The following is a 20,212-nucleotide window of genomic DNA, read 5'->3' on the forward strand; positions in this document are numbered from 1 at the left end:
TGGGGGCGGCCTCTCCTCTATACGTACGCCGTACCGTGCTACTCGCCCTTCGCGGCCTTCTTCTCCTCGGCGTCCTCAATAACCGCCTCCGCCACCTGCTGCATGGACAGGCGACGATCCATCGACGTCTTCTGAATCCACCGGAACGCGGCCGGCTCCGTCAGCCCGTACTGCGTCTGCAGCACCGACTTCGCCCGGTCCACCAGCTTCCGCGTCTCCAGCCGCTGCGTGAGGTCCGCGACCTCGTTCTCCAGCGCCTTCAGCTCCGTGAACCGCGACACCGCCATCTCAATGGCCGGTACGACGTCACTCTTGCTGAACGGCTTCACGAGGTACGCCATCGCACCGGCATCCCGCGCCCGCTCCACCAGATCACGCTGCGAGAACGCGGTCAGCATGAGAACGGGGGCGATGGACTCTTCGGTGATCTTCTCAGCGGCGGAGATCCCGTCCAGGACTGGCATCTTCACGTCGAGGATGACGAGGTCGGGCCGGTGCTCCCGGGCGAGCTCGATGGCCTGCTGCCCGTCACCGGCCTCGCCCACGACCGCGTAGCCCTCTTCCTCCAGCATCTCTTTGAGGTCGAGGCGGATGAGGGCTTCGTCCTCGGCGATGACGACGCGGGTCGTCAGCGGCGGGACGTGCGACTTGTTGTCGTCGTCGGCGACAGGCTGGGGCGACTCGGGGGTGGTCACGGGGCTCCTCGTTCCGGGGCAGGTACTGCTCCCAGAGCCTACCTAGCTGCGGCCACCCGCAGTCACCCGGTACACTTCCGGCTGCGGGCCCGGTTGGAGGAATTGGCTATACTCGCGGTGCTCAAACCACCGTGCCTTCGGGCATGTGGGTTCGAATCCCACACCGGGCACTCCAGAAGCGGATGTTCACGTTCTCGTGAACATCCGCTTTTTGTCGCTCATCGCAACCGGCTGTCACGCAGAGTCTCGGTGTGAACTTCCACGGCACAGAGGTACGGCAGAAGGCTCTCACCCTCCTCAGAGGTGGAGCGAGGAATGCTGAGGTAGCCCATCAGCTGAACGTGCCGAAGGGCACCATCGGCTACTGGCTCCACATGGACCGCGCCAAGCGTGGCGAATGCCCAGGCAGGCAGGGCGCGAAGTGTCCGCGCTGCGATGGTCGTCCACTGGACCATGCGTCCTACTCGTACCTGCTCGGGCTCTATCTCGGCGACGGCCATATCAGTCACTACTCAAAGCACAGATCCCCAAGCCTCATGATCACGCTCGACGACTCCTGGCCTGGCGTACAGAACGAGGCCGAAGCCGCTCTGCGCGCAGTGTTCCCGGAGAACGCCACGTGCAGGGTCCGCAAGACGGGCTGCCACAACATCAAGGTGTACTCGAAGCACCTCCCCTGCCTGTTTCCGCAGCACGGCCCCGGCAGGAAGCACGCCCGTAAGATCGCGCTGGAGCACTGGCAGCAGGACATAGTCAATGAACACCCATGGGAGTTCGTCCGCGGGCTGATCCACTCCGACGGATGCCGGAACATGAACTGGACCACTCGCATGGTGCGCGGAGAGCGGAAGCGGTACGAGTACCCCCGCTACTGGTTCACCAACGTCTCGGACGACATCCGTCAGCTCTACACCGACACCCTCGACCGCCTCGGCGTCGAGTGGAAGCACTGCACTCGCCACGGGAAGCCCTACAACGTCTCGGTCGCCAAGCGCGCATCCGTCGCGTTGATGGACGCTCACGTCGGGCCGAAGCACTGAGGTGCGGGCCGGGCCCCCTGGGGGGTGTGGGGGCCCTTTGCCCGTGTCGCGGTCAGCGGTGTTACTTGGCGGTGGCCGTGACGGTGTCGTCCTCGCCGATGTGGTGGACGCGGACGAGGTTCGTGGAGCCCGCGATGCCGGGCGGGGAGCCGGCGGTGATGATCACGACGTCGCCCTTCTGGCAGCGGCCGATGCGCAGGAGGTGTTCGTCGACCTGGGCGACCATGGCGTCGGTCGAGTCGACGTGCGGGCCGAGGAAGGTCTCGACGCCCCAGGTGAGGTTGAGCTGGGAGCGGGTCGCGGGGTCGGGTGTGAAAGCGAGCAGCGGGATGGGTGAGCGGTAGCGGGACAGGCGCTTGACGGTGTCGCCGGACTGGGTGAAGGCGACGAGGAATTTGGCGCCGAGGAAGTCTCCGATGTCGGCTGCGGCGCGGGCGACGGCTCCGCCTTGGGTGCGCGGTTTGTTGCGTTCAGTGAGGGGCGGGAGGCCTTTGGCGAGGATGTCTTCCTCTGCGGCTTCGACGATGCGGCTCATGGTCCGGACCGTGTCGATGGGGTATTTGCCGACGCTGGTTTCGCCGGAGAGCATGACGGCGTCTGTGCCGTCGATGACGGCGTTGGCGACGTCGGAGGCTTCGGCGCGGGTGGGCCGGGAGTTGTCGATCATCGAGTCGAGCATTTGGGTGGCGACGATGACCGGTTTGGCGTTGCGCTTGGCGAGTTTGATGGCTCGCTTTTGGACGATCGGGACTTGTTCGAGGGGCATTTCGACGCCGAGGTCGCCGCGGGCGACCATGATGCCGTCGAAGGCGGCGACGATGTCGTCGATGTTTTCGACGGCTTGGGGCTTTTCGATCTTTGCGATGACGGGGAGGTGGCGGCCTTCTTCCTTCATGATGCGGTGGACGTCTTGGATGTCGCGTCCGCTGCGTACGAAGGAGAGGGCGATGATGTCGGCTCCAGTGCGCAGGGCCCAGCGGAGGTCGTCGATGTCTTTTTCGGAGAGGGCGGGTACGGAGACGGCGACTCCGGGGAGGTTGAGGCCTTTGTGGTCGGAGACCATGCCTCCTTCGATGACGAGGGTCTGGACGCGGGGTCCTTCGACGCCGGTGACTTCGAGGGTGACTTTGCCGTCGTCGACGAGGATGCGTTCGCCTGTGGTGACGTCGGTGGCGAGGCCTTGGTAGGTGGTGCCGCAGGTGTGGCGGTCGCCTTGGACGGGTTCGACGGTGATGGTGAACTCGTCGCCTCGTTCAAGGAGTACGGGTCCTTCGCGGAAGCGTCCGAGGCGGATCTTCGGGCCTTGAAGGTCGGCGAGTACGCCGACGCTGCGGCCTGTTTCGTCGGAGGCTTTGCGTACGCGCTGGTAGCGCTCCTCGTGTTCGGCGTAGGTGCCGTGGCTGAGGTTGAAGCGGGCGATGTCCATTCCGGCTTCGACCAGTGCCTTGATCTGGTCGTATGTGTCGGTGGCGGGCCCCAGGGTGCAAACGATTTTGGCTCGGCGCATACGTCGAGCCTAGGGCTTACCAGCCAGTAGGAAATTGGCTGTGCGTGACTGTCCAACAACCTTTGCATGAAAGGTTATTGACAAGTGTTGAATTGTGCGCGGGGGTGCTCTGATGAGCATTGGCCGGGCTTCAGAGTTGAGGCTTCAGAGTTGGGGCCTCAGAGTTGGGGCGGGGTCATGGTGAATCGCGCGTTCACGAGCGCGTGGAGGGTCTGGCGTTGAGGTTCGAGGTCGAGGGCGGGGGCGTCCTCGGCCATTTCGGAGGTCATGCCCCGGCGTGCGAAGCCGCCGGCGTAGGCGACGGGTACGGGGTGGCCGTCTTCCGCTCCGGGGTCGGCCAGTTCCACGAGGGCGGCGAGGTCGGCGCCGAGGGCCTGGGCGTATTCGCGGGCGCGTTTGACGGCTTCCCGTACGGCTTGGCGGCGTACTTCGCCGTGGGCGGGTGAGTCGGGCCGCATGGCCCACCAGGGGCCGTCGACCTGGGTGAGTTCGAGGTCGGCGAGGCGGGTGGTGAGTTCGCCGAGGGCGGTGAAGTCGGTGAGGACGGCGGTGATGTGGACGCGTCCGTGGTAGGAGCGGACGCGGTCGCCGCGGCCGTGTCTGGTGAGTTGGGGGCTGATGGAGAACGCGCCGGTTTCCAGCTTCTCGACAGCGTCGCCGTAGGTCTTGACGAGGTCGAGAGCGAGCGCGTTGCGCCGGGTGAGGTCTTCGAGTGCGGTGCGGCGGTCCGTACCGCGAGCGCTGACGGTGATGCCGATGTGGGCGGTTTCGGGGTCGAATTCGAGGCGTGCTTCGCCCTGGACGGCGAGGCGGGGCGCTTCGGGGGTGCCGTAGGGGGCTGGGGGGCTGACTCGGGGGTCGGGGTTCATCGGTTCGTCGGTCACGCTCTCCACTGTCGCACTCGGGTGTGACAGCGGGGGGTCATCAGATCGAAACGCGGTAGGGGTGTTGCTGGTGTGGCTCGTTGGGCCAGAATCTACGCGCGTCACGTTGTGCGAGAAGCACGGAAGCACGGAAGCACGGATCGAGGAGACAAGAGAATGCCGCTGAACCGTAGGACGTTCCTGGGCCGCTCGGCCGCCGCCGGGGCCGGTGTGGCCGTGGTCGGCGGGGCTGTGGCCACACCCGCTGGAGCACAGGACCACAGCCACGGCCACGGGCGTCCGCCCAAGCGGTACTCCTTCACCGTCATGGGGGCACGACGGACCTGCACGGCAATGTCTTCAACTGGGACTACTTCACGGACAAGGAGTTCGACGACAAGGCGCACAACGATGTGGGCCTGGCGAAGATCTCCACTCTGGTGAACCAGATCCGCGAGGAGAAGGGCCGCCGTAACACGCTGCTCATCGACGCGGGCGACACGATCCAGGGAACGCAGCTGTCGTACTACTACGCCAAGGTCGACCCGATCACCGCGCAGCACGGCCCTGTGCACCCGATGGCGCAGTCGATGAACGCCATCGGGTACGACGCGGCCGCTCTCGGGAACCACGAGTTCAACTACGGCATACCGGTGCTGCGCAAGTTCGAGGAGCAGTGTGACTTCCCGCTCCTCGGTGCGAACGCGCTGGACGCGAAGACGCTGCGTCCGGCGTTCCCTCCGTACTTCATGAAGAGGCTGCGTACGCCGCTCGGCCGTGATGTGCGGGTGGCGGTGCTCGGTCTGACGAACCCGGGTATCGCGATCTGGGACAAGCAGAACGTGCAGGGGAAGATGACGTTCCCGGGTCTGGAGGAGCAGGCGGCGAAGTGGGTGCCGAAGCTGCGTTCCATGGGTGCGGATGTAGTCATCGTTTCGGCGCACTCGGGTTCGAGTGGTACGTCTTCGTACGGTGACCAGCTTCCGTACGTCGAGAACGCGGCGGGTCTGGTGGCCGAGCAGGTCCCGGGCATCGACGCGATCCTGGTGGGGCACGCGCACACGGAGATTGCCGAGTACTTCGTGGAGAACAAGGAGACGGGCAAGCAGGTCGTCCTGTCGGAGCCGCTCAAGTGGGGTCAGCGGCTGACGCTGTTCGACTTCGATCTGGTGTGGTCGAAGGGCCGCTGGACGGTCGAGAAGGTGGGGGCGAAGGTCCTCAACTCCAATACGGTCGACGAGGACCCGGAGATCACGAAGCTGCTCGGTGACGAGCACGAGAAGGTCGTGGCGTACGTCAATCAGGTCATCGGTACGTCGACGGCGAGGATGACGACGGCGGAGGCGGCGTGGAAGGACGAGCCGCTGATCGACCTGATCAATCACGTGCAGGCCGAGACGGTGAAGGCGGCGCTGGCGGGCGGGGCGTACGGGGCGCTGCCGGTGCTGTCGCAGGCGTCGTGCTTCTCGCGGACGGCGGCGGTGCCCGCGGGCGAGGTGACGATCAGGGACGCGGCGGGTCTGTATCCGTTCGAGAACACCCTTGAGGCGCGGCTGCTGACCGGTGCGCAGCTGAAGGAGTACTTGGAGTTCTCGGCGCGGTACTACGCGCAGACCGCGGCGGGGGCTCCGGTGGACACGGCGAAGCTGACGAATGCGGGGAACATCCCCGACTACAACTACGACGTGGTGTCGGGTCTGACGTACGAGATCGACATCGCGAAGCCGGCCGGTTCGCGGATCGTGAATCTCGCGTTCGAGGGCAGGCCGGTCGATGCGGCGGCGGAGTTCGTGCTGGCGGTCAACAACTACCGGGCGAGTGGCGGCGGGGCGTTTCCGCATGTGGCGGGCGCGAAGCAGCTGTGGGCGAATTCGGAGGAGATCCGGAACACGATCATCACGTGGGTGAAGGCGAAGGGCACGCTGGACCCGGCGGAGTTCGCGGCGGTGGGGTGGAAGCTGACGCGCGACGGTGTGCCGGTGTTCTAGGCGGCGCGGGACCTTCGGGCGCGTTCCTCTGCCGCTGATTGTCGCTGTCTTCCGTTGTCCTCAATCACCGGACGGGCTTGATTTTTCCGGTGTACGGTCGTCGCGTCGTCAGCGTTTCGAAGGCTGGGGTGGGGGATGGGGAGCGGTATTCGCTACCGGGCCGAGCAGATCGCGCTTGCTGTCATGGCCACGGCGGGCATCGTGGTACTGCTCGCCGATCTCTTCGGCTGGCTCGACGAGCTGGCTCCCGGTGGGGCGCTCCCGAAGATCACGTTGCTCATTCTGAGTACGGTCACGTTGTTCCTCCTGCTGGAGGTCGACCGTCTGAAGGTGCTGGATCATGTCGACGCGCAGCTTTCGAAGCTCGATATCGACGCCATCGCCCGTGAGCTCAAGCAGGAGCACTACGGGGGCGTGATCCGGGTGCACCAGCGTTTCCCGGAAGCGACGTTCACCAGGTTCGTGGAGGCCGCCGCTCACGAGGTGACCATTCTGCAGACCTGGATTCCGAACCTTCACTGGTTCGACGGCGCGTTGCGGAAGGCGATCGTCGACCGGCGGGTGCAGGTGCGCATTCTGCTGCTGCACCCGTCGTCGCCGGTGGCGCGACTGCGCGACGAGGCGTTGCGCACCGTACGGGATCCCGCTCTTGAGGAGGACGTGCGGGCGAGCGTCGAGCGGTGCCTGTCCATCCTTGAGACGGTTTACCGGGATGTTCCGGAGGAGGACCGGTCGCGGCTCCAGGTGCGGGTGTACAACTCGCTGCCGTCGATCGCCGTGTACAAGGCGGACGAGCACTATCTGGTCAGCTCGTTCCTGCATGGCCGGCTTGCCATCGACTCCACCCAGATCGAGATCGACGGCGTCGACACCGTGATGAGCCGGGAGGTTCAGCAGGAGCTGGACATGTTGTGGAGGATCGGCTGCGATGTGGATCTGCGTGACTGGCGCGCATCGGTCAGCACCATCAGCCTGTGATCCGGGAGAGAGAGGTTGCGGTCATGCGTGAACTGGACGGGTTCGAGGACGGCCTGATCGAGCGGTTCAGGGAGCATCCGGTCCTGGCGAACATCACGCGGCTTCCGGAGGAGGATTTCGCCGCGATCCTGCTTCAGCGGCGGTTCCTGTCGCTCGCGTTCACCCCGGCGTATGACCTGGCGATTGATCTCCTGCGCGACGAGGCGGGGCTGCGGATCGCGCGCATCATCCTGCGCGAGGAGTATCCGGACACTCAGGGGCACACGCGTTCGCACCGCGAGGACATGAAGGACGATCTCCTCCAGCTCGGCATTCCGAGGAGTGCCGTGGTGGGGACGAGGCCGACGCCGGAGACGAAGAGGGCGATCGACGACACGTTCGAGGTGATCGCCGATGCGGGTGCCCAGGGTGACGCCGACGTGCGGCTGTTGACGATCCTGCGGTTCTGGGGCGAGGTGCTGGTGTCCGTCGAGTACGGGCGGTTGTGGGAGCGGATGGCGCCTGTGCTGACGCGCGGCGGTGAGAACCGCTCGCGCTTCTATTACCCGCATCATGTCCACGACGCCAAGGCGCACTCGCTCGCGACCGTGTCCCTGCTGTCCACCACGCACTCCGACCGGCTGGCGACACGGTTGAGCGAGCTTCTGGCGCGCGAGGATTCGACCGCCTGTTTCAAGGAAGCGGAGGAGCGGTCTCTTCAGCTCAAGATGAGCTTCTACGACCAGTTCCTGCCGGCGCTGGACCGCGTCGGGACCTGAGGACAGCGGGGCCCGGCGCCGACTCGTGCGCAGACTCGTGGCGCCGGCTCCTACCGGCCCTGGACCAGCGGGGTGAGGGCTGGTAGCTGGGCGGGGACCCGAGGGGCCTCGCGGCGTTCCAGGCCGAAGCTGGTAAACGCTGTGCGGCGCGGCATCGGGTAGGGGTCCTTGCCGGTGAGGGAGTTGAGGATCGTCGCGCTGCGCCACGCGGCGAGGCCGAGGTCGGGTGCGCCGACGCCGTGCGTGTGCCGCTCGGCGTTCTGTACGTACACCGATCCGGTCACCACGGGGTCGAGAACGATACGGAACTGGTCGTCGATCCGGGGCCGCTCCGCGGCGTCACGGCGGATGTAGGCGTCGAGTCCGGCGAGCAGCTGTCCCAGGGGGCGTTCGCGGTAGCCGGTGGCGAGGATGACGGCGTCGGTGGTGAGGCGGGAGCGGGTGCCCTGCTGGAGGTGTTCGAGGTGGAGTTCGACCTTGGTGGTGCCGACGCGGCCGGCGGTGCGGACGGAGACTCCAGGGGTGAGGACCGCGTCGGGCCAGCCGCCGTGGAGGGTGCGCCGGTAGAGCTCGTCGTGGATGGCGGCGATGGTGTCGGCGTCGATGCCTTTGTGCAGCTGCCATTGGCGCGGGCCGAGGTCGTCGCGTACGGACTCGGGCAGGGCGTGGAAGTAGCGGCTGTAGTCGGGCGTGAAGTGCTCCAGGCCGAGCTTGGAGTACTCCATGGGGGCGAAGGCCTCGGTCCTGGCCAGCCAGGTGATTTTCTCGCGGCCTGCGGGGCGGGCGCGCAGCAGGTCGAGGAAGACTTCCGCGCCGGACTGTCCTGAGCCGATGACGGTGATGTGTTCGGCGGCCAGGAGCCCTTCGCGGTGGGCGAGGTACTCGGAGGAGTGGATGACGGGGACGGTGGGGGCTTCGGCGAGTGGTTTGAGTGGTTCGGGGATGTAGGGCTGGGTGCCGACGCCGACGGCGACGTTACGGGCGTAGGCGCGGCCGAGGGCTTCGGCTTCGCCGTCGGCGTCGAGTTGGGTGAAGTCGACTTCGAAGGCGTCGCGTTCGGCGTTCCAGCGGACGGCGTCGACCTGGTGGCCGAAGTGGAGTCCGGGGAGGTTGTCGCTGACCCAGCGGCAGTAGGCGTCGTACTCGGCGCGCTGGATGTGGAAGCGCTCGGAGAAGTAGAAGGGGAAGAGCCGCTCGCGGGTGCGCAGGTAGTTGAGGAAGGACCAGGGGCTGGCGGGGTCGGCGAGGGTGACGAGGTCGGCGAGGAAGGGGACTTGGAGGGTGGCGCCTTCGATGAGGAGGCCGGGGTGCCAGTGGAAGGCGGGGCGTTGTTCGTAGAAAGCGGTGGCCAGGCCGCCGTGTACGCCGTCGGCGAGGGCGGCGAGGGACAGGTTGAACGGGCCGATGCCGATGCCCACCAAGTCGTGGGGCAGTTCGGGTTCTTGGGGCTGTGGGGCGGCGGTCATCGGTGGGTGCTGCCTTCCGGAAGTGAAAGGGGTGAGGGGAGAGAGGGATGTGAGAGGAGTGAGAGCAGTGCTTTTAGGTCGTTGTCGGTGGTGTGGGGGTTGAGGACGGTGGCTTTGAGCCAGAGTCGGTCGTCGGCGCGGGCCCGGCCGAGGACGGCGCGGCCTTCTGTGAGGAGGGTGCGGCGGACGGTGGCGATGTCGTCATCGCTGGCGCTGGTGGGGCGGAAGAGGACGGTGCTGATGGTGGGGCGGTCGTGGAGTTCGAGACCGGGGGTGTTCTCCACGAGGTCGGCGAGGTGCTGGGCGGCGGCACAGGTGTGGTCGACGAGGGCGGCGAGTCCCTGACGGCCGAGGGCGCGGAGCGTTACGGCGATCTTGAGGATGTCGGGGCGCCGGGTCGTACGCAGGGAGCGGCCGAGGAGGTCGGGGAGGCCGGCTTCGGTGTCGTCGTCGGCGTTGAGGTAGTCGGCCTGGTGGGCGAGGGGGGTCAGGGCGGCGGTGCCGGGCACGGCGAGGAGTCCGGCGGCGACGGGTTGCCAGCCGAGTTTGTGCAGGTCGAGGGTGACGGTGTGGGCGCGGTCGAGCCCGTCGAGGCGGTGTTTGTGTACGTCGCTGAAGAGGAGTGGGCCGCCGTACGAGGCGTCGATGTGGAGCTCGGCGTTGTGGCGTGCGCAGAGGTCGGCGATCTCGGGGAGCGGGTCGATGCGGCCGGTGTCGGTGGTGCCCGCGGTGGCGGCGACGAGGAGGGGGTGGTGCAGGTCGGTGAGGGCTTCGTCGAGTGCGGCGAGGTCGATGACGCCGGCGGGGGCGGGGACGGCGACCGGTTCGGGGAGGCCGAGGAGCCAGGCGGCGCGGGGCAGTGAGTGGTGGGCGTTGGCGCCGTGGACGAGTTGTACGGGGCCGTGGCGTTCGCGGGCGAGGAGGAGGGCGAGCTGGTTGGATTCCGTGCCGCCGGTGGTGACGAGGGCGTCGGGTGCGGGCCCGTGGGGGTAGACCTCGGCGGCGAGCGTACGGGTGACGTGCGCTTCGAGGGCGGAGGCCGCGGGTGCTTGGTCCCAGGAGTCCATGGACGGGTTGAGGGCGGACACGGCGAGGTCGGCGGCGACGGCGACGGCGAGCGGCGGCGTGTGGAGGTGCGCGACGCACAGGGGGTCGGCCGGGTCCGCGGCGCCGTGGGCGAGTGCCTGGACGAGGGTACGGAGGGCTTCTTCGGCTCCCGTGCCGGTGTCGGGCAGTGCGGTCGCGGTGGCGTCCAGGAGGCGTTGGGCGACGGTGTCGGGGCCGCCGGCGGGGATCGGTCCGCCGCGGGCGAGGGCGCCTTCGTGGAGCGCGTCGAGGACGGTGTCGAGCAGGGGCCGCAGGGCAGCGCGTCCGCCTGCGCCGCCGGCGAGGGGCGGGAGGGGGGTGCCGGGGGGCGGCGTACTCATGCGAGGTCCTTCGGGTGCGCTGGGCTGGCACACCAGCGTGTACAGGCATGAGCCGGTGCGTCCGGAGTGCTCAACGATCTCAACCCGAAAGTGGTACTCCCGCGCGGCTGGCGAGAGTTGGATTCGGCAGAGCTGATATGAGCCTGGTCGCGGGGGCGGGGCCGGCGGGGGGCCGTCATGGCGCGCGGTCGCCGGGACGGTCACGGTGGCCGTGCGGTGCCGTGCCATGCCCGTGGCGGATGACGGCTACAGCCGTAGGACGACACCGGGCCCCGGCGCAAGCGCCCGCCGTAGCCGCAGGCCTGCAACCGCACCCGCCCCGGGCCGTCACGCGCCGCCCGGGCGACAGCGGCAACAGCAGACGGGCGCCGGGCCCTGGGGGGGCAAGCGGCCATGGTGACGGGCAATGACCGCAATCAAGAGCCGACACCAGGCCCCGGCGCAAGTAGCCGCCGTAACCACACGCCTGCAAACCGCACCCGCCACCGCCCCGGCCGCGCGACAGCCGCAACCGCAGACCTGCACCGGCCCCTGGGGCCAAGCGGCCGCCGCAGGCGCAGGTCTGTAACCGCACCCGCCCCGCCCCTGGCCGGGCAGCGGCGCAACCGCAGGTCGGTGCCCGGCCGTCACGCGCCGCCGGCGTCTTCCGGCTGCTCAGTCGCCCCGTACCGCGATGGCGCGTCGCAGGTCGTCGAGTTGGTCGGTGAGTTTGCGGTGTAGGGCCGGGATCATTTCGGTGTCGTGCAGGACGTTCTCGCCGAGGCGCAGCGAGTCCTTGTCGATGGCGAAGTGGGGGAAGGCGTAGCGGCCCGCGGCTTCGGCGATGGCGGGGCCCCGGCGGTCGGCGACGGCCTTGGCGTCGCGGTAGTAGCGGGGGATGTAGTCGCGTACGAGAGCGGTCTGTTCGGGCTGCCAGAAGCCCTGGGCGGTGGCGGTGAAGAGGTAGTTGGAGAGGGTGTCGTCCTCGAACATGCGGGTCCAGGCGGCGGCTTTGGCCTCGGGTGTGGGCAGGGCGGCGCGGCAGCGGGCGGCGCCTTCCTGGCCGGTGGCGCTGGGGTCGCGGTCGAGTTCGGCGGCGATGGCGGTCTCGTCGGTGGCGCCGAGTACGGCGAGGCGGCGCAGGATGCGCCAGCGCAGTTCGGGGTCGAGTTCGGGGCCGCCGGAGACGCTGCCGGTGTGGAGCCAGTCCTGGATGGCGTCGGGCTGGGTGGCGGCGTCGATGAAGTGGCGTACGGCGGTGAGGCGCAGGCCGGTGCCGTTGCCGTCCTCGGTGCGGCGGATGAGGTCGCGGCAGATGGTGGTGAGGGTGGAGAGGGCGGCGGGGCGTTCGGCCGCGTGGAGGTAGCGGTCGGCGATCTGGGCGTGGGCGAAGGCGAGTACGCCCTGGACGATCGCGAGGTCCGTTTCGTACGGGAGGTGGACGCGGGCGGTTTTCAGGTACGCGGCGGGTTCGAGTTCGCCGTCGCGGACCATGTCGCGCAGGGAGTTCCACAGGACGGCGCGGGTGAGCGGGTCGGGGACGGCGGAGAGGTTGCGCAGTACGACGTCTTCGGACTCCTCGTCGAGGCGGATCTTGGCGTAGGTCAGGTCGCTGTCGTTGAGGACGACGAGTGCGGGGCGGCGGCCGGGGCGTACCGTCACGGCCTCGTCCTGCGGTACGTCGACTTCGAACCGCTCGCGCAGGACGAGGCTCCGGCCGTCGAGGGGGTCGCGGTCGTAGGCGCCGACGGCTAGGCGGTGGGGGCGGCTGCCTTTCCGGTCGACGGTGATGTGCCACATGCCTTCCGCTTGCCCGGTCGCGGGGGCGAGTGTGTCGACTCCGGTGGTGCGGAGCCACTGGTCGGCCCAGGCGTGGACGTCGCGGTCGGTGGCGGAGGCGAGGTTGTCGATGAAGTCGGCGAGGGTGGCGTTGGCGAACTTGTGGCGGGCGAAGTGGGTGTTGATGCCGGCCAGGAAGTCCTTCTCGCCGAGCCAGGCGACGAGTTGGCGCAGGGCGGAGGCGCCCTTGGCGTAGGAGATGCCGTCGAAGTTGAGCATGGCGGACGCGGTGTCGGGGACGGCGTCGGGGTCGGGGGCGACGGGGTGGGTGGAGGGGCGTTGGTCGGCGTCGTATCCCCAGCCCTTGCGGGCGACGGCGAAGTCGGTCCAGGTGTCGGTGAAGCGGGTGGCTTCGGTGAGGGTCTGGTAGCCCATGTACTCGGCGAAGGACTCGTTGAGCCAGATGTCGTCCCACCACTGGAGGGTGACGAGGTCGCCGAACCACATGTGGGCCATTTCGTGGGCGATGACCATGGCGCGGGTCTGGCGTTCGGTGTCGGTGACGGCGGAGCGGTAGATGAATTCGTCGCGGAAGGTGACGAGGCCGGGGTTTTCCATGGCGCCGGCGTTGAATTCGGGAACGAATGCCTGGTCGTAGGAGTCGAAGGGGTAGGGCTCTTCGAACTTCTCGTGGTAGCGGTCGTAGCAGGCGCGGGTGATGCCGAGGATTTCGTCGGCGTCGGTGTTGAGGTACGGCGCGAGGGAGCGGCGGCAGTGGATGCCGAAGGGCAGGCCGGCGTGTTCGGTGCGTACGGAGTGCCAGGGGCCCGCGGCGACGGCGACGAGGTAGGTGGAGATGAGGGGGGTGGGGGCGATGGTCCAGCGGCCGGCGCCCTGGTCGGGCCGGTGCTGGGCCACGCCGTTGCCGAGGACGGTCCAGCCCTCGGGGGCGGTGACGGTGAGGGCGAAGACGGCTTTGAGGTCGGGCTGGTCGAAGGCGGCGAAGACGCGCTGGACGTCTTCCAGGAAGAGCTGGGTGTAGACGTACGTTTCGCCGTCGGTGGGGTCGGTGAAGCGGTGCATGCCTTCGCCGGTGCGGGAGTACCGCATGTCGGCGTCGACGCGCAGTTCGTGTGCGCCGGTGGTGAGGCCGGTGAGGGGGAGGCGGTTGCCGGCGAGCGTTTCGGGATCGAGTGGCTGCCCGTCGAGCGTGACGGCGCGCAGGACGGCGGGCTTGAGCTCGACGAAGGTGTCCCCGGCGGTGCGGGCGGTGAAGTGGATGACGGTGCGGGAGTCGAAGGTCTCTTCGCCGCGGGTCAGATCGAGTTCGATCGTGTACCGGTGTACGTCGATGAGCTGGGCTCGGGTCTGCGCTTCGTCGCGCGTCAGTACGGGCATGGGGACATGCTGCCCGATGGTGTGAGGTGACACATGTGCCGAGGCACCGTAGTTGTCACCGGCGGAACGATCGGCGGAGCTCCCGCCACCGGCCACGCTGAGTCAGGCGCGGCAGACGCGGCCGTCGCCCTTCGTCCTGCTGACCGTCGTGACAGTCGTCGCGCTGCACCGGTTGCCATGGACACGCCCCCAGCGGGGCCTACTGGCCCGGCGTCCGCACGGGCAGGTCCCGGTCGGCGGCTGCCTCCGCCAGGCGTTTGTCGTAGGTGACGAACGCGGTGAGGGCTTGTTCCAGGTGTTCGGCGCTCGCGAGATGGATGGCGTCGAGGCTGCGCAGGTTGCGCTGCGGGAACATTCCGGCGGCGCGCAGAATGGGATCGGTAACGCGGATGCGCAGCACCCGGTCGAGCATGTCTTCGGCGGCCTCTCCCACTTCGGGGTCTGCTCCGGCGCGTACGAGCGTGCGTGCCACCTCTGTTTGGGTGAGGGCGGACGTCACATGTCCTTCTGCGGCGCGGGCGGCCAGGAATGTGCGCAGGGCGTCGCTCTCGGGTTCGGGTAGCAGGAGCTTGAGGAGGGCGCAGGAGTCGAGGTAGATCACCGGTCCTCTTCCTCGCGCATCGCGAGCAGTACCTCGGAGAGCCGGGCAGGGTGCCCGGTGCGGGGCGGCAGCGGCTGCCAGTCACCGAGCCCGCGCGCCGACTCGGCGTTCTCGGGGTCCACGCTGCCGGTCCGGACGAGGTCTTCCATGACGCGCTGCTCCGGGTCGGGTGGGCCGAGTACAGCGACAAGGCGGCCATTGCGGGTGATTTCAACCCGTTCCCCGGCGGCGACTCGCTCAATGAGTTCGCTCGCGTGCTGCTGCAACTGGCGGATGGGCACTCGTGTGGTCACGTCCCCACGCTAGAAGGAGCGTGCGGCACCTGCCAGTGACGTGCGGCGCTTCCACTCGTACGAAGTACGCCTGCTCGGGGTCGTCAGTGCGGCGCCCGGGTGGGCCGGCTAGGACTTGGCGATCGTTTCGTGGTGGCGGATGACCTCGGCGATGATGAAATTGAGCAGTTTTTCGGCGAATGCCGGGTCTAGTTTGGCGCTTTCTGCGAGTTCGCGCAGGCGGATGATCTGGCGGGCCTCGCGGGCCGGGTCGGCAGGGGGCAGCTGGTGCCGTGCCTTGAGGAGGCCGACCTGCTGGGTGCATTTGAAGCGCTCGGCGAGCATGTGGACGACGGCGGCGTCGATGTTGTCGATGCTGTCGCGCAGCCGGCTCAGTTCGGCGATGACGGACTCGTCGATTTCGCTGGATTCGCTGGAGGTCATGGTCAGCGAGCTTACGTCGGTCGGGTCGCGATGGTCGGTGGGTGTTCGGGATCTGGGATCTGGTGGCTCCAGCCGCCGTGGACGGCGCAGCCCTGCTGTTCCCGGAAGCGGACGGGGGCCATGCCGACGCGGCGGGTGAAGAGGCGGGAGAAGTAGGCGGGGTCGTCGTAGCCGACGCGGCGGGCGACGGCGGCCACGGGGAGTTCGGTGGCGGCGAGGAGTTCCTTGGCGCGGCCGAGGCGGATGCCGAGGAGGTAGTCCTTGGGGCTGCATCCGGCGCCGCGGCGTACGGCGGTGCGCAGCTCGGCGGGGGTCATGCCGTGGCGGGAAGCGTGTTCGGCGACGGACAGGGGCTGGAAGGCGTCGCGGGCGAGGGCCTGGAGTACGGGGTCTGTGTCGGCTCCCGCGTCGGCGCGGGCGCGGCGCAGGGCGACGAGGAGTTCGTGGACGGCGGCTCCGGTCTCGACTTCGAGGAGGGGGTTTCCGCGGCGTGCGGCACGGGCGATGCGGCCGACGGCGGCGCGGGCGGCGGCGGTGTCGGCGAGGGGGACGACGGGGCGGTCGGGTTCTATGTAGCCGAGTTCGGTGTACGTGGTGGTGGCGGGGCCGGTGAAGTCGACGAAGCTCTCGTCCCAGCCGGTGGCCGGGTCCGGTCCGTAATGGTGTGGTGTGCCGGGTATGAGCCAGATCAGGGCGGGTGCGGTTACGGCGACGCGCCGCCCGTCGGGGCTGCGGTACCAGCCGCTGCCGGCGCTGATGACGACGGCGACGTGGTGGTCGAGGGTGCGGGGGCCGACGGTGGGCAGTGTGCCGTGCTGGAGGCCGACTCCGAGGCAGACCAGTCCGAGCTTGTGGTGGGTGGGGCTGGGGGTGAAGTAGCGCATCCAGGTGTGGTACATCCGCTTCGTTTTCCTCCCCGCCTGCTCATGTGGCGTTCCGTTGGTGATGCCTTGGCGATCCCTTGGTGATTCCCTGTTGATCCCCTGGTGATCCCTTGCGTCCAAACAGCGCTGATCTTTGTCCATGGACCGTTCCACCGCCAGGGGTGAGGCTGAAGCCCTGGCAGTGGAGCGAGAGGCGGGGACCGTGGCTGACTTCACGGTGGGTGAGTCGGATTTCGAGCTGGACGGGCGGCCGGTGCGGCTACTGTCGGGCGCTTTGCACTATTTCCGGGTGCATGAGGGGCAGTGGGGGCACCGGCTCGCGATGCTGCGTGCCATGGGGCTGAACTGTGTGGAGACGTACGTCCCGTGGAATCTGCATGAGCCGGAGCCCGGGCGGCTGCGTGACGCGGGGGCGCTGGGCCGGTTCCTGGACGCGGCGCGGGAGGCGGGGCTGTGGGCGATCGTGCGTCCTGGGCCGTACATCTGTGCCGAGTGGGAGAACGGCGGGCTGCCGCACTGGCTGACGGGTGCGCTCGGCACGCGCGTGCGCACGCGCGATGAGCAGTACTTGGGGCATGTGGAGCGGTGGTTCGGGCAGTTGCTGCCGCAGGTGGTGGAGCGGCAGATCGACCGGGGCGGCCCGGTGCTCATGGTGCAGGTCGAGAACGAGTACGGCAGTTACGGCTCGGACCAGGTGTACCTGCGGCGTCTGGCCGAGTTCTTGCGGGAGTGCGGGGTGACCGTGCCGCTGTTCACTTCCGACGGGCCCGAGGAACACATGCTGACGGGTGGTTCGGTGCCGTGGGTGCTGGCGACGGCGAACTTCGGGTCGGGGGCGCGCGAGGGCTTCGAGGTCCTGCGGCGGTACCAGCCGTCGGGTCCGCTGATGTGCATGGAGTTCTGGTGCGGCTGGTTCGACCACTGGGGGGCGGAGCATGTCGTACGGGATCCCGCCGACGCGGCGGCGGCGCTGAACGAGATTCTTGAGTGCGGCGCCTCGGTGAACATCTACATGGCGCACGGGGGAACGAGCTTCGCGGGCTGGTCGGGTGCGAACCGTTCCGGGCAGCTCCGCGAGGGGGAGCTGGAGCCGACCGTGACGTCGTACGACTACGACGCGCCCGTCGACGAGTTCGGCCGCCCCACGGAGAAGTTCTGGCTGTTCCGCGACATTCTGGCGCGCTACCAGGGCGGCGGGGCTCCGCTGCCGGACGTACCGGCCGCGCCGGACACGCTGGGTGAGCCGGTGCGGGCGGAGATCGCGGAGTGGGCGCCGCTCGGCGACGTACTGGAGGTGCTCGGCGGGCCGGAGACGGAGCGCGCGATGCCGCCGACGTTCGAGGAGCTGGGTGTCGACCGGGGGCTGGTCCGCTACCGGGTGGACGTGCCGGGGCCGCGGCGGGCGTACCCGCTGGGCGTGAGGGGGCTGCGGGACCGGGCTGTGGTGTACGTCGACGGGGCGCGGGCGGGGGTGCTGAGCGGCGGGGCGGGCGAGTCCGCCGCGTACACAGCGCTGGACGAGCCGGTGGCGGGACCCGCTTCGGTGGAGCTGTGGGTGGAGTCGCTGGGGCGGGTCAATTACGGGCCGTGTCTCGCCGAGTCGAAGGGCATCACGGGCGGCGTACTGCATGAGCGGCAGTATCTGCACGGTGTACGGGCGCGGGGGCTGTCCCTGGACGCGTTCGAGGACGCGGACGCGGTCGGGAAGGTCGCGTACCGGTCCCCGAAAGCGGCGGCTGGGGCCTCGGGGCTGTTCCGGGGAACGTTCGAAGTCCGGGGTGCTGGCGACGCGTCGCTGCGGCTGCCGGGGTGGGAGCGGGGCTTCGTATGGGTGAACGGCTTCTGCCTGGGCCGGTACTGGGCGGCGGGGCCTCAGGAGGCTCTGTACGTTCCCGGGCCCGTGCTGCGGGAGGGTGCGAACGACGTGTGGGTGCTGGAGCTGGAGAGCGCCGGTGAGCGTTTCGTCGAGTTCGGCTGACGGGGAGCACACGTCCGGGAGCACCGGTCCCTCGTGCCGGTCCCTTGTGCTGGTCCCGTGTAAGCACCGGCGCTCTTGGAGCTATGCCCCTTACACCTGACAGAGGTGGGGCGGGTGTTGGACTGACGCGTCCAGCACCCGCCCGGTCGACGAACGTTCAAACGCTCAGAGGTGGTTCCCAGTCCGGGTCAGAGGCCCGCGGCAGCCGACTTGATTGCGGCGGCGAAGGTCGACACCTCGGTGTACACGCCGGGGTAGTTGGGACGCGCGCAGCCATTGCCCCAGCTGACTATCCCGACCTGTATCCAGGCGTTGGTGTTGTCCCGGCGGAACATCGGTCCGCCCGAGTCGCCCTGGCAGGTGTCGACACCGCCCTCGGTGAAGCCGGCGCAGATCTCCTCGCCCGCCACCAGCTCGGGGTACGAACGCTTGCAGCTGGTGTCGGAGACGAACGGGACCTGGGCCTTGAGGAGGTAGCGCTGCTGGCCGCCGCCCTCCCTGGCCGCTCCCCAGCCGGCGACCGTGAAGGTGCCGCTGTTGTACGCCGTCGTGTCGGCGATCTTCAGGGTGGGCAGGTCGATGGGCTTGGCGAGCTTGATCAGCGCCCAGTCCTTGCCCGTGCCGTTGTAGCCGGGGGCCTGGAGGACCTTGGTGGACTTGACCTTGATGGCGCTGGAGCTCTGCAGGTCGACGACACCGGCGGTGGCCGTGATGCTGGTGTTGTTGCCGGATCCGCTCACGCAGTGGGCGGCGGTCAGGACGATGTCCTTGGCGTAGAGCGAGCCGCCGCAGCCCATCGAGAGCCGGACCATGAACGGGAACTCGCCCTGGGCGGCGCGGGTTCCGCCGACGACGGGCGGCGTCGACGCGGAGGCCGCGGACGCGCCGGCGGGCTGGATGCTGACCGCGGCGAGGATCACTGCGCCGGCGGCGGCACATCTCTTGAAGGCACGCAGAAGGTTCTTCAACGAACTGCCTCTCGTGGGAAAACGTGGGGGGTCGCTGTGCACGCGCATGACGGACAGCGCGCACACCACCCGAAAAAGATGGCATGAGCCCGTCAATGCGTTGCTGGATTATGCGGAGCTGTCCGCCCTGCCGACAAGGGAGGCAATCCAGCCACACCCCGCGCAGCCGCCACACCGTCGGCACCCGTCCTGCGAATCCGCCTACAGTGGAGACCGGTTCACCGTCGTTGTGCAGACGTACGGAGGTGAGTGCGGACGTGACCAGCGGGAGCGAGGTCGTACACGGCTATCCGCATCTGACGACCGTGCGGTCCGCCCTCGCCGCGCTCCACAAACGGCTCTCGTACGACGGCGTGCACTCCTACGCCCCGAGCGTCTTCCCCGCCGACGTGGCCTTCTCCGACCAGGACGATCTCCACCTCGGCACCCAGCGCGTGGCCCGCGCCCTCGTCCAGCATCTGCGCCTGCCGGACGCCCGCATGATCGTGAGTTTCCGCGAGATGGAGCACGCCGCGAGCGTGGAGCTGGCCGCGGGCCCGGAGTACTTCATCGAGCTCAACGACCGCTTCAGGACCCACCGCGACGACATCGGGGCCGCCCTCGCCCACGAGATCACCCATGTGCTGCTGCACCGCCTCGGCCTGGCCTTCGCCGGCACCCGTGACAACGAGATCCTCACCGACACCGTGACGACGTACCTCGGGGCGGGCTGGCTGCTGCTCGACGCGTTCCGTGAGGACGGCGCGTCCAGCCAGAAACTCGGCTATCTCACCCCGGAGGAGTTCGGGTACGTCCTGGCGAAGCGCGCGATCGCCTTCGGTGAGGACCCCGCGCCCTGGTTCACCAGCGCGCAGGCCTACACGGCGTACACGAAAGGCCTCGCGCAGGCTCGTCGTGACGGGCAGCAGCCGCCGCTGACCGCCGCGGGCTGGGCGGGGCGCCGGAAGTACGCCAAGGAGCGGCGGTACGCCCAGGAGAACGGCAGCCGTACGGACCACGGTTCCTCGTCCTCGTCGGCGTCGTACGCCTTCGAGGGCGGCGGGCGCGACACGCTGCGCGTGTCGTTCCCGTGCCCCACGTGCCAGCAGCGCATCCGTGTTCCCGTGAGCGGCCGGGTACGGGCACGCTGCGCGCTGTGCCGCACGATTCTCGAATGCGACACCTGATCACGCGCACGTAGTGTCGGA

General features: G+C 68.7%; 16 protein-coding genes, 1 tRNA gene and 1 pseudogene. 7 read left to right on the forward strand and 11 right to left on the reverse strand.

Annotated features, from left to right (window positions below; all coding sequences use genetic code 11):
- Positions 1-38 precede the first annotated feature (38 nt).
- Positions 39-695, reverse strand: a complete 657-nt coding sequence (locus tag J7E91_RS26600) for an ANTAR domain-containing response regulator (RefSeq protein ID WP_138895096.1) — start codon at positions 693-695, stop codon at positions 39-41.
- 87 nt (positions 696-782) lie between these two features.
- Here J7E91_RS26600 and J7E91_RS26605 point away from each other — a divergent pair.
- Positions 783-865: transfer RNA gene (locus J7E91_RS26605), tRNA-Leu, on the forward strand.
- An 81-nt stretch (positions 866-946) separates the two neighbouring features.
- The gene (locus J7E91_RS26610; protein WP_214908957.1) at positions 947-1,735 is read left to right on the forward strand and encodes a helix-turn-helix domain-containing protein; all 789 of its coding nucleotides are present in this window, start codon (positions 947-949) and stop codon (positions 1,733-1,735) included.
- Between the two features lie 61 nt (positions 1,736-1,796).
- Here J7E91_RS26610 and pyk read toward each other — a convergent pair whose 3' ends face one another.
- A complete protein-coding gene (pyk, locus tag J7E91_RS26615; protein WP_214908959.1) occupies positions 1,797-3,242 on the reverse strand; it encodes a pyruvate kinase in 1,446 nt (481 codons plus the stop codon).
- 158 nt (positions 3,243-3,400) lie between these two features.
- A complete protein-coding gene (locus tag J7E91_RS26620) occupies positions 3,401-4,111 on the reverse strand; it encodes an SIMPL domain-containing protein (protein WP_214909042.1) in 711 nt (236 codons plus the stop codon).
- 171 nt (positions 4,112-4,282) lie between these two features.
- Here J7E91_RS26620 and J7E91_RS26625 point away from each other — a divergent pair.
- The 3 genes and pseudogenes from J7E91_RS26625 to J7E91_RS26635 all read left to right on the forward strand — a co-directional run bounded on the left by J7E91_RS26625 (position 4,283) and on the right by J7E91_RS26635 (position 7,829).
- Positions 4,283-6,093, forward strand: a pseudogene (locus tag J7E91_RS26625) (bifunctional UDP-sugar hydrolase/5'-nucleotidase).
- 183 nt (positions 6,094-6,276) lie between these two features.
- A complete protein-coding gene (locus J7E91_RS26630; RefSeq protein ID WP_214908961.1) occupies positions 6,277-7,071 on the forward strand; it encodes a hypothetical protein in 795 nt (264 codons plus the stop codon).
- A 23-nt stretch (positions 7,072-7,094) separates the two neighbouring features.
- A complete protein-coding gene (locus J7E91_RS26635; protein WP_214908963.1) occupies positions 7,095-7,829 on the forward strand; it encodes a hypothetical protein in 735 nt (244 codons plus the stop codon).
- Positions 7,830-7,879: 50 nt separating this feature from the next.
- Here the strand turns inward: J7E91_RS26635 and J7E91_RS26640 are convergent, their stop codons facing one another.
- The 7 genes from J7E91_RS26640 to J7E91_RS26670 form a co-directional block, all read right to left on the reverse strand.
- Positions 7,880-9,295 carry a lysine N(6)-hydroxylase/L-ornithine N(5)-oxygenase family protein gene (locus J7E91_RS26640; RefSeq protein WP_214908965.1) on the reverse strand — a complete coding sequence of 472 codons (1,416 nt, stop codon included), beginning with the start codon at positions 9,293-9,295 and terminating at the stop codon, positions 7,880-7,882.
- Positions 9,292-10,722 carry an aminotransferase class V-fold PLP-dependent enzyme gene (locus tag J7E91_RS26645; protein ID WP_214908967.1) on the reverse strand — a complete coding sequence of 477 codons (1,431 nt, stop codon included), beginning with the start codon at positions 10,720-10,722 and terminating at the stop codon, positions 9,292-9,294. The genes J7E91_RS26640 and J7E91_RS26645 overlap by 4 nt, the downstream gene beginning before the upstream one ends.
- A 654-nt stretch (positions 10,723-11,376) precedes the next feature.
- Positions 11,377-13,878: an aminopeptidase N gene (pepN, locus tag J7E91_RS26650; RefSeq protein ID WP_214908968.1), complete on the reverse strand. Its 2,502-nt coding sequence runs from the start codon at positions 13,876-13,878 to the stop codon at positions 11,377-11,379.
- Positions 13,879-14,077: 199 nt separating this feature from the next.
- A complete protein-coding gene (locus tag J7E91_RS26655; protein WP_214908970.1) occupies positions 14,078-14,479 on the reverse strand; it encodes a type II toxin-antitoxin system VapC family toxin in 402 nt (133 codons plus the stop codon).
- Positions 14,476-14,772: a type II toxin-antitoxin system Phd/YefM family antitoxin gene (locus tag J7E91_RS26660; RefSeq protein WP_214908972.1), complete on the reverse strand. Its 297-nt coding sequence runs from the start codon at positions 14,770-14,772 to the stop codon at positions 14,476-14,478. The genes J7E91_RS26655 and J7E91_RS26660 overlap by 4 nt, the downstream gene beginning before the upstream one ends.
- 108 nt (positions 14,773-14,880) lie before the next feature.
- Positions 14,881-15,195, reverse strand: a complete 315-nt coding sequence (locus J7E91_RS26665; protein WP_028813969.1) for a chorismate mutase — start codon at positions 15,193-15,195, stop codon at positions 14,881-14,883.
- Between the two features lie 11 nt (positions 15,196-15,206).
- Positions 15,207-16,094, reverse strand: a complete 888-nt coding sequence (locus tag J7E91_RS26670) for an AraC family transcriptional regulator (protein WP_214908973.1) — start codon at positions 16,092-16,094, stop codon at positions 15,207-15,209.
- A 187-nt stretch (positions 16,095-16,281) separates the two neighbouring features.
- Between J7E91_RS26670 and J7E91_RS26675 the strand changes: the two genes are divergently transcribed.
- A complete protein-coding gene (locus J7E91_RS26675) occupies positions 16,282-18,057 on the forward strand; it encodes a beta-galactosidase family protein (RefSeq protein WP_214908975.1) in 1,776 nt (591 codons plus the stop codon).
- Positions 18,058-18,245: 188 nt separating this feature from the next.
- Here J7E91_RS26675 and J7E91_RS26680 read toward each other — a convergent pair whose 3' ends face one another.
- Positions 18,246-19,073: a serine protease gene (locus J7E91_RS26680; protein ID WP_214908977.1), complete on the reverse strand. Its 828-nt coding sequence runs from the start codon at positions 19,071-19,073 to the stop codon at positions 18,246-18,248.
- A gap of 209 nt (positions 19,074-19,282) precedes the next feature.
- Here J7E91_RS26680 and J7E91_RS26685 point away from each other — a divergent pair, with 209 nt between their 5' ends.
- Positions 19,283-20,191, forward strand: a complete 909-nt coding sequence (locus J7E91_RS26685) for a hypothetical protein (RefSeq protein ID WP_214908980.1) — start codon at positions 19,283-19,285, stop codon at positions 20,189-20,191.
- Positions 20,192-20,212 lie beyond the last annotated feature (21 nt).

The organism is Streptomyces sp. ISL-99, assembly GCF_018614005.1.
GTDB lineage: Bacteria > Actinomycetota > Actinomycetes > Streptomycetales > Streptomycetaceae > Streptomyces > Streptomyces flavidovirens.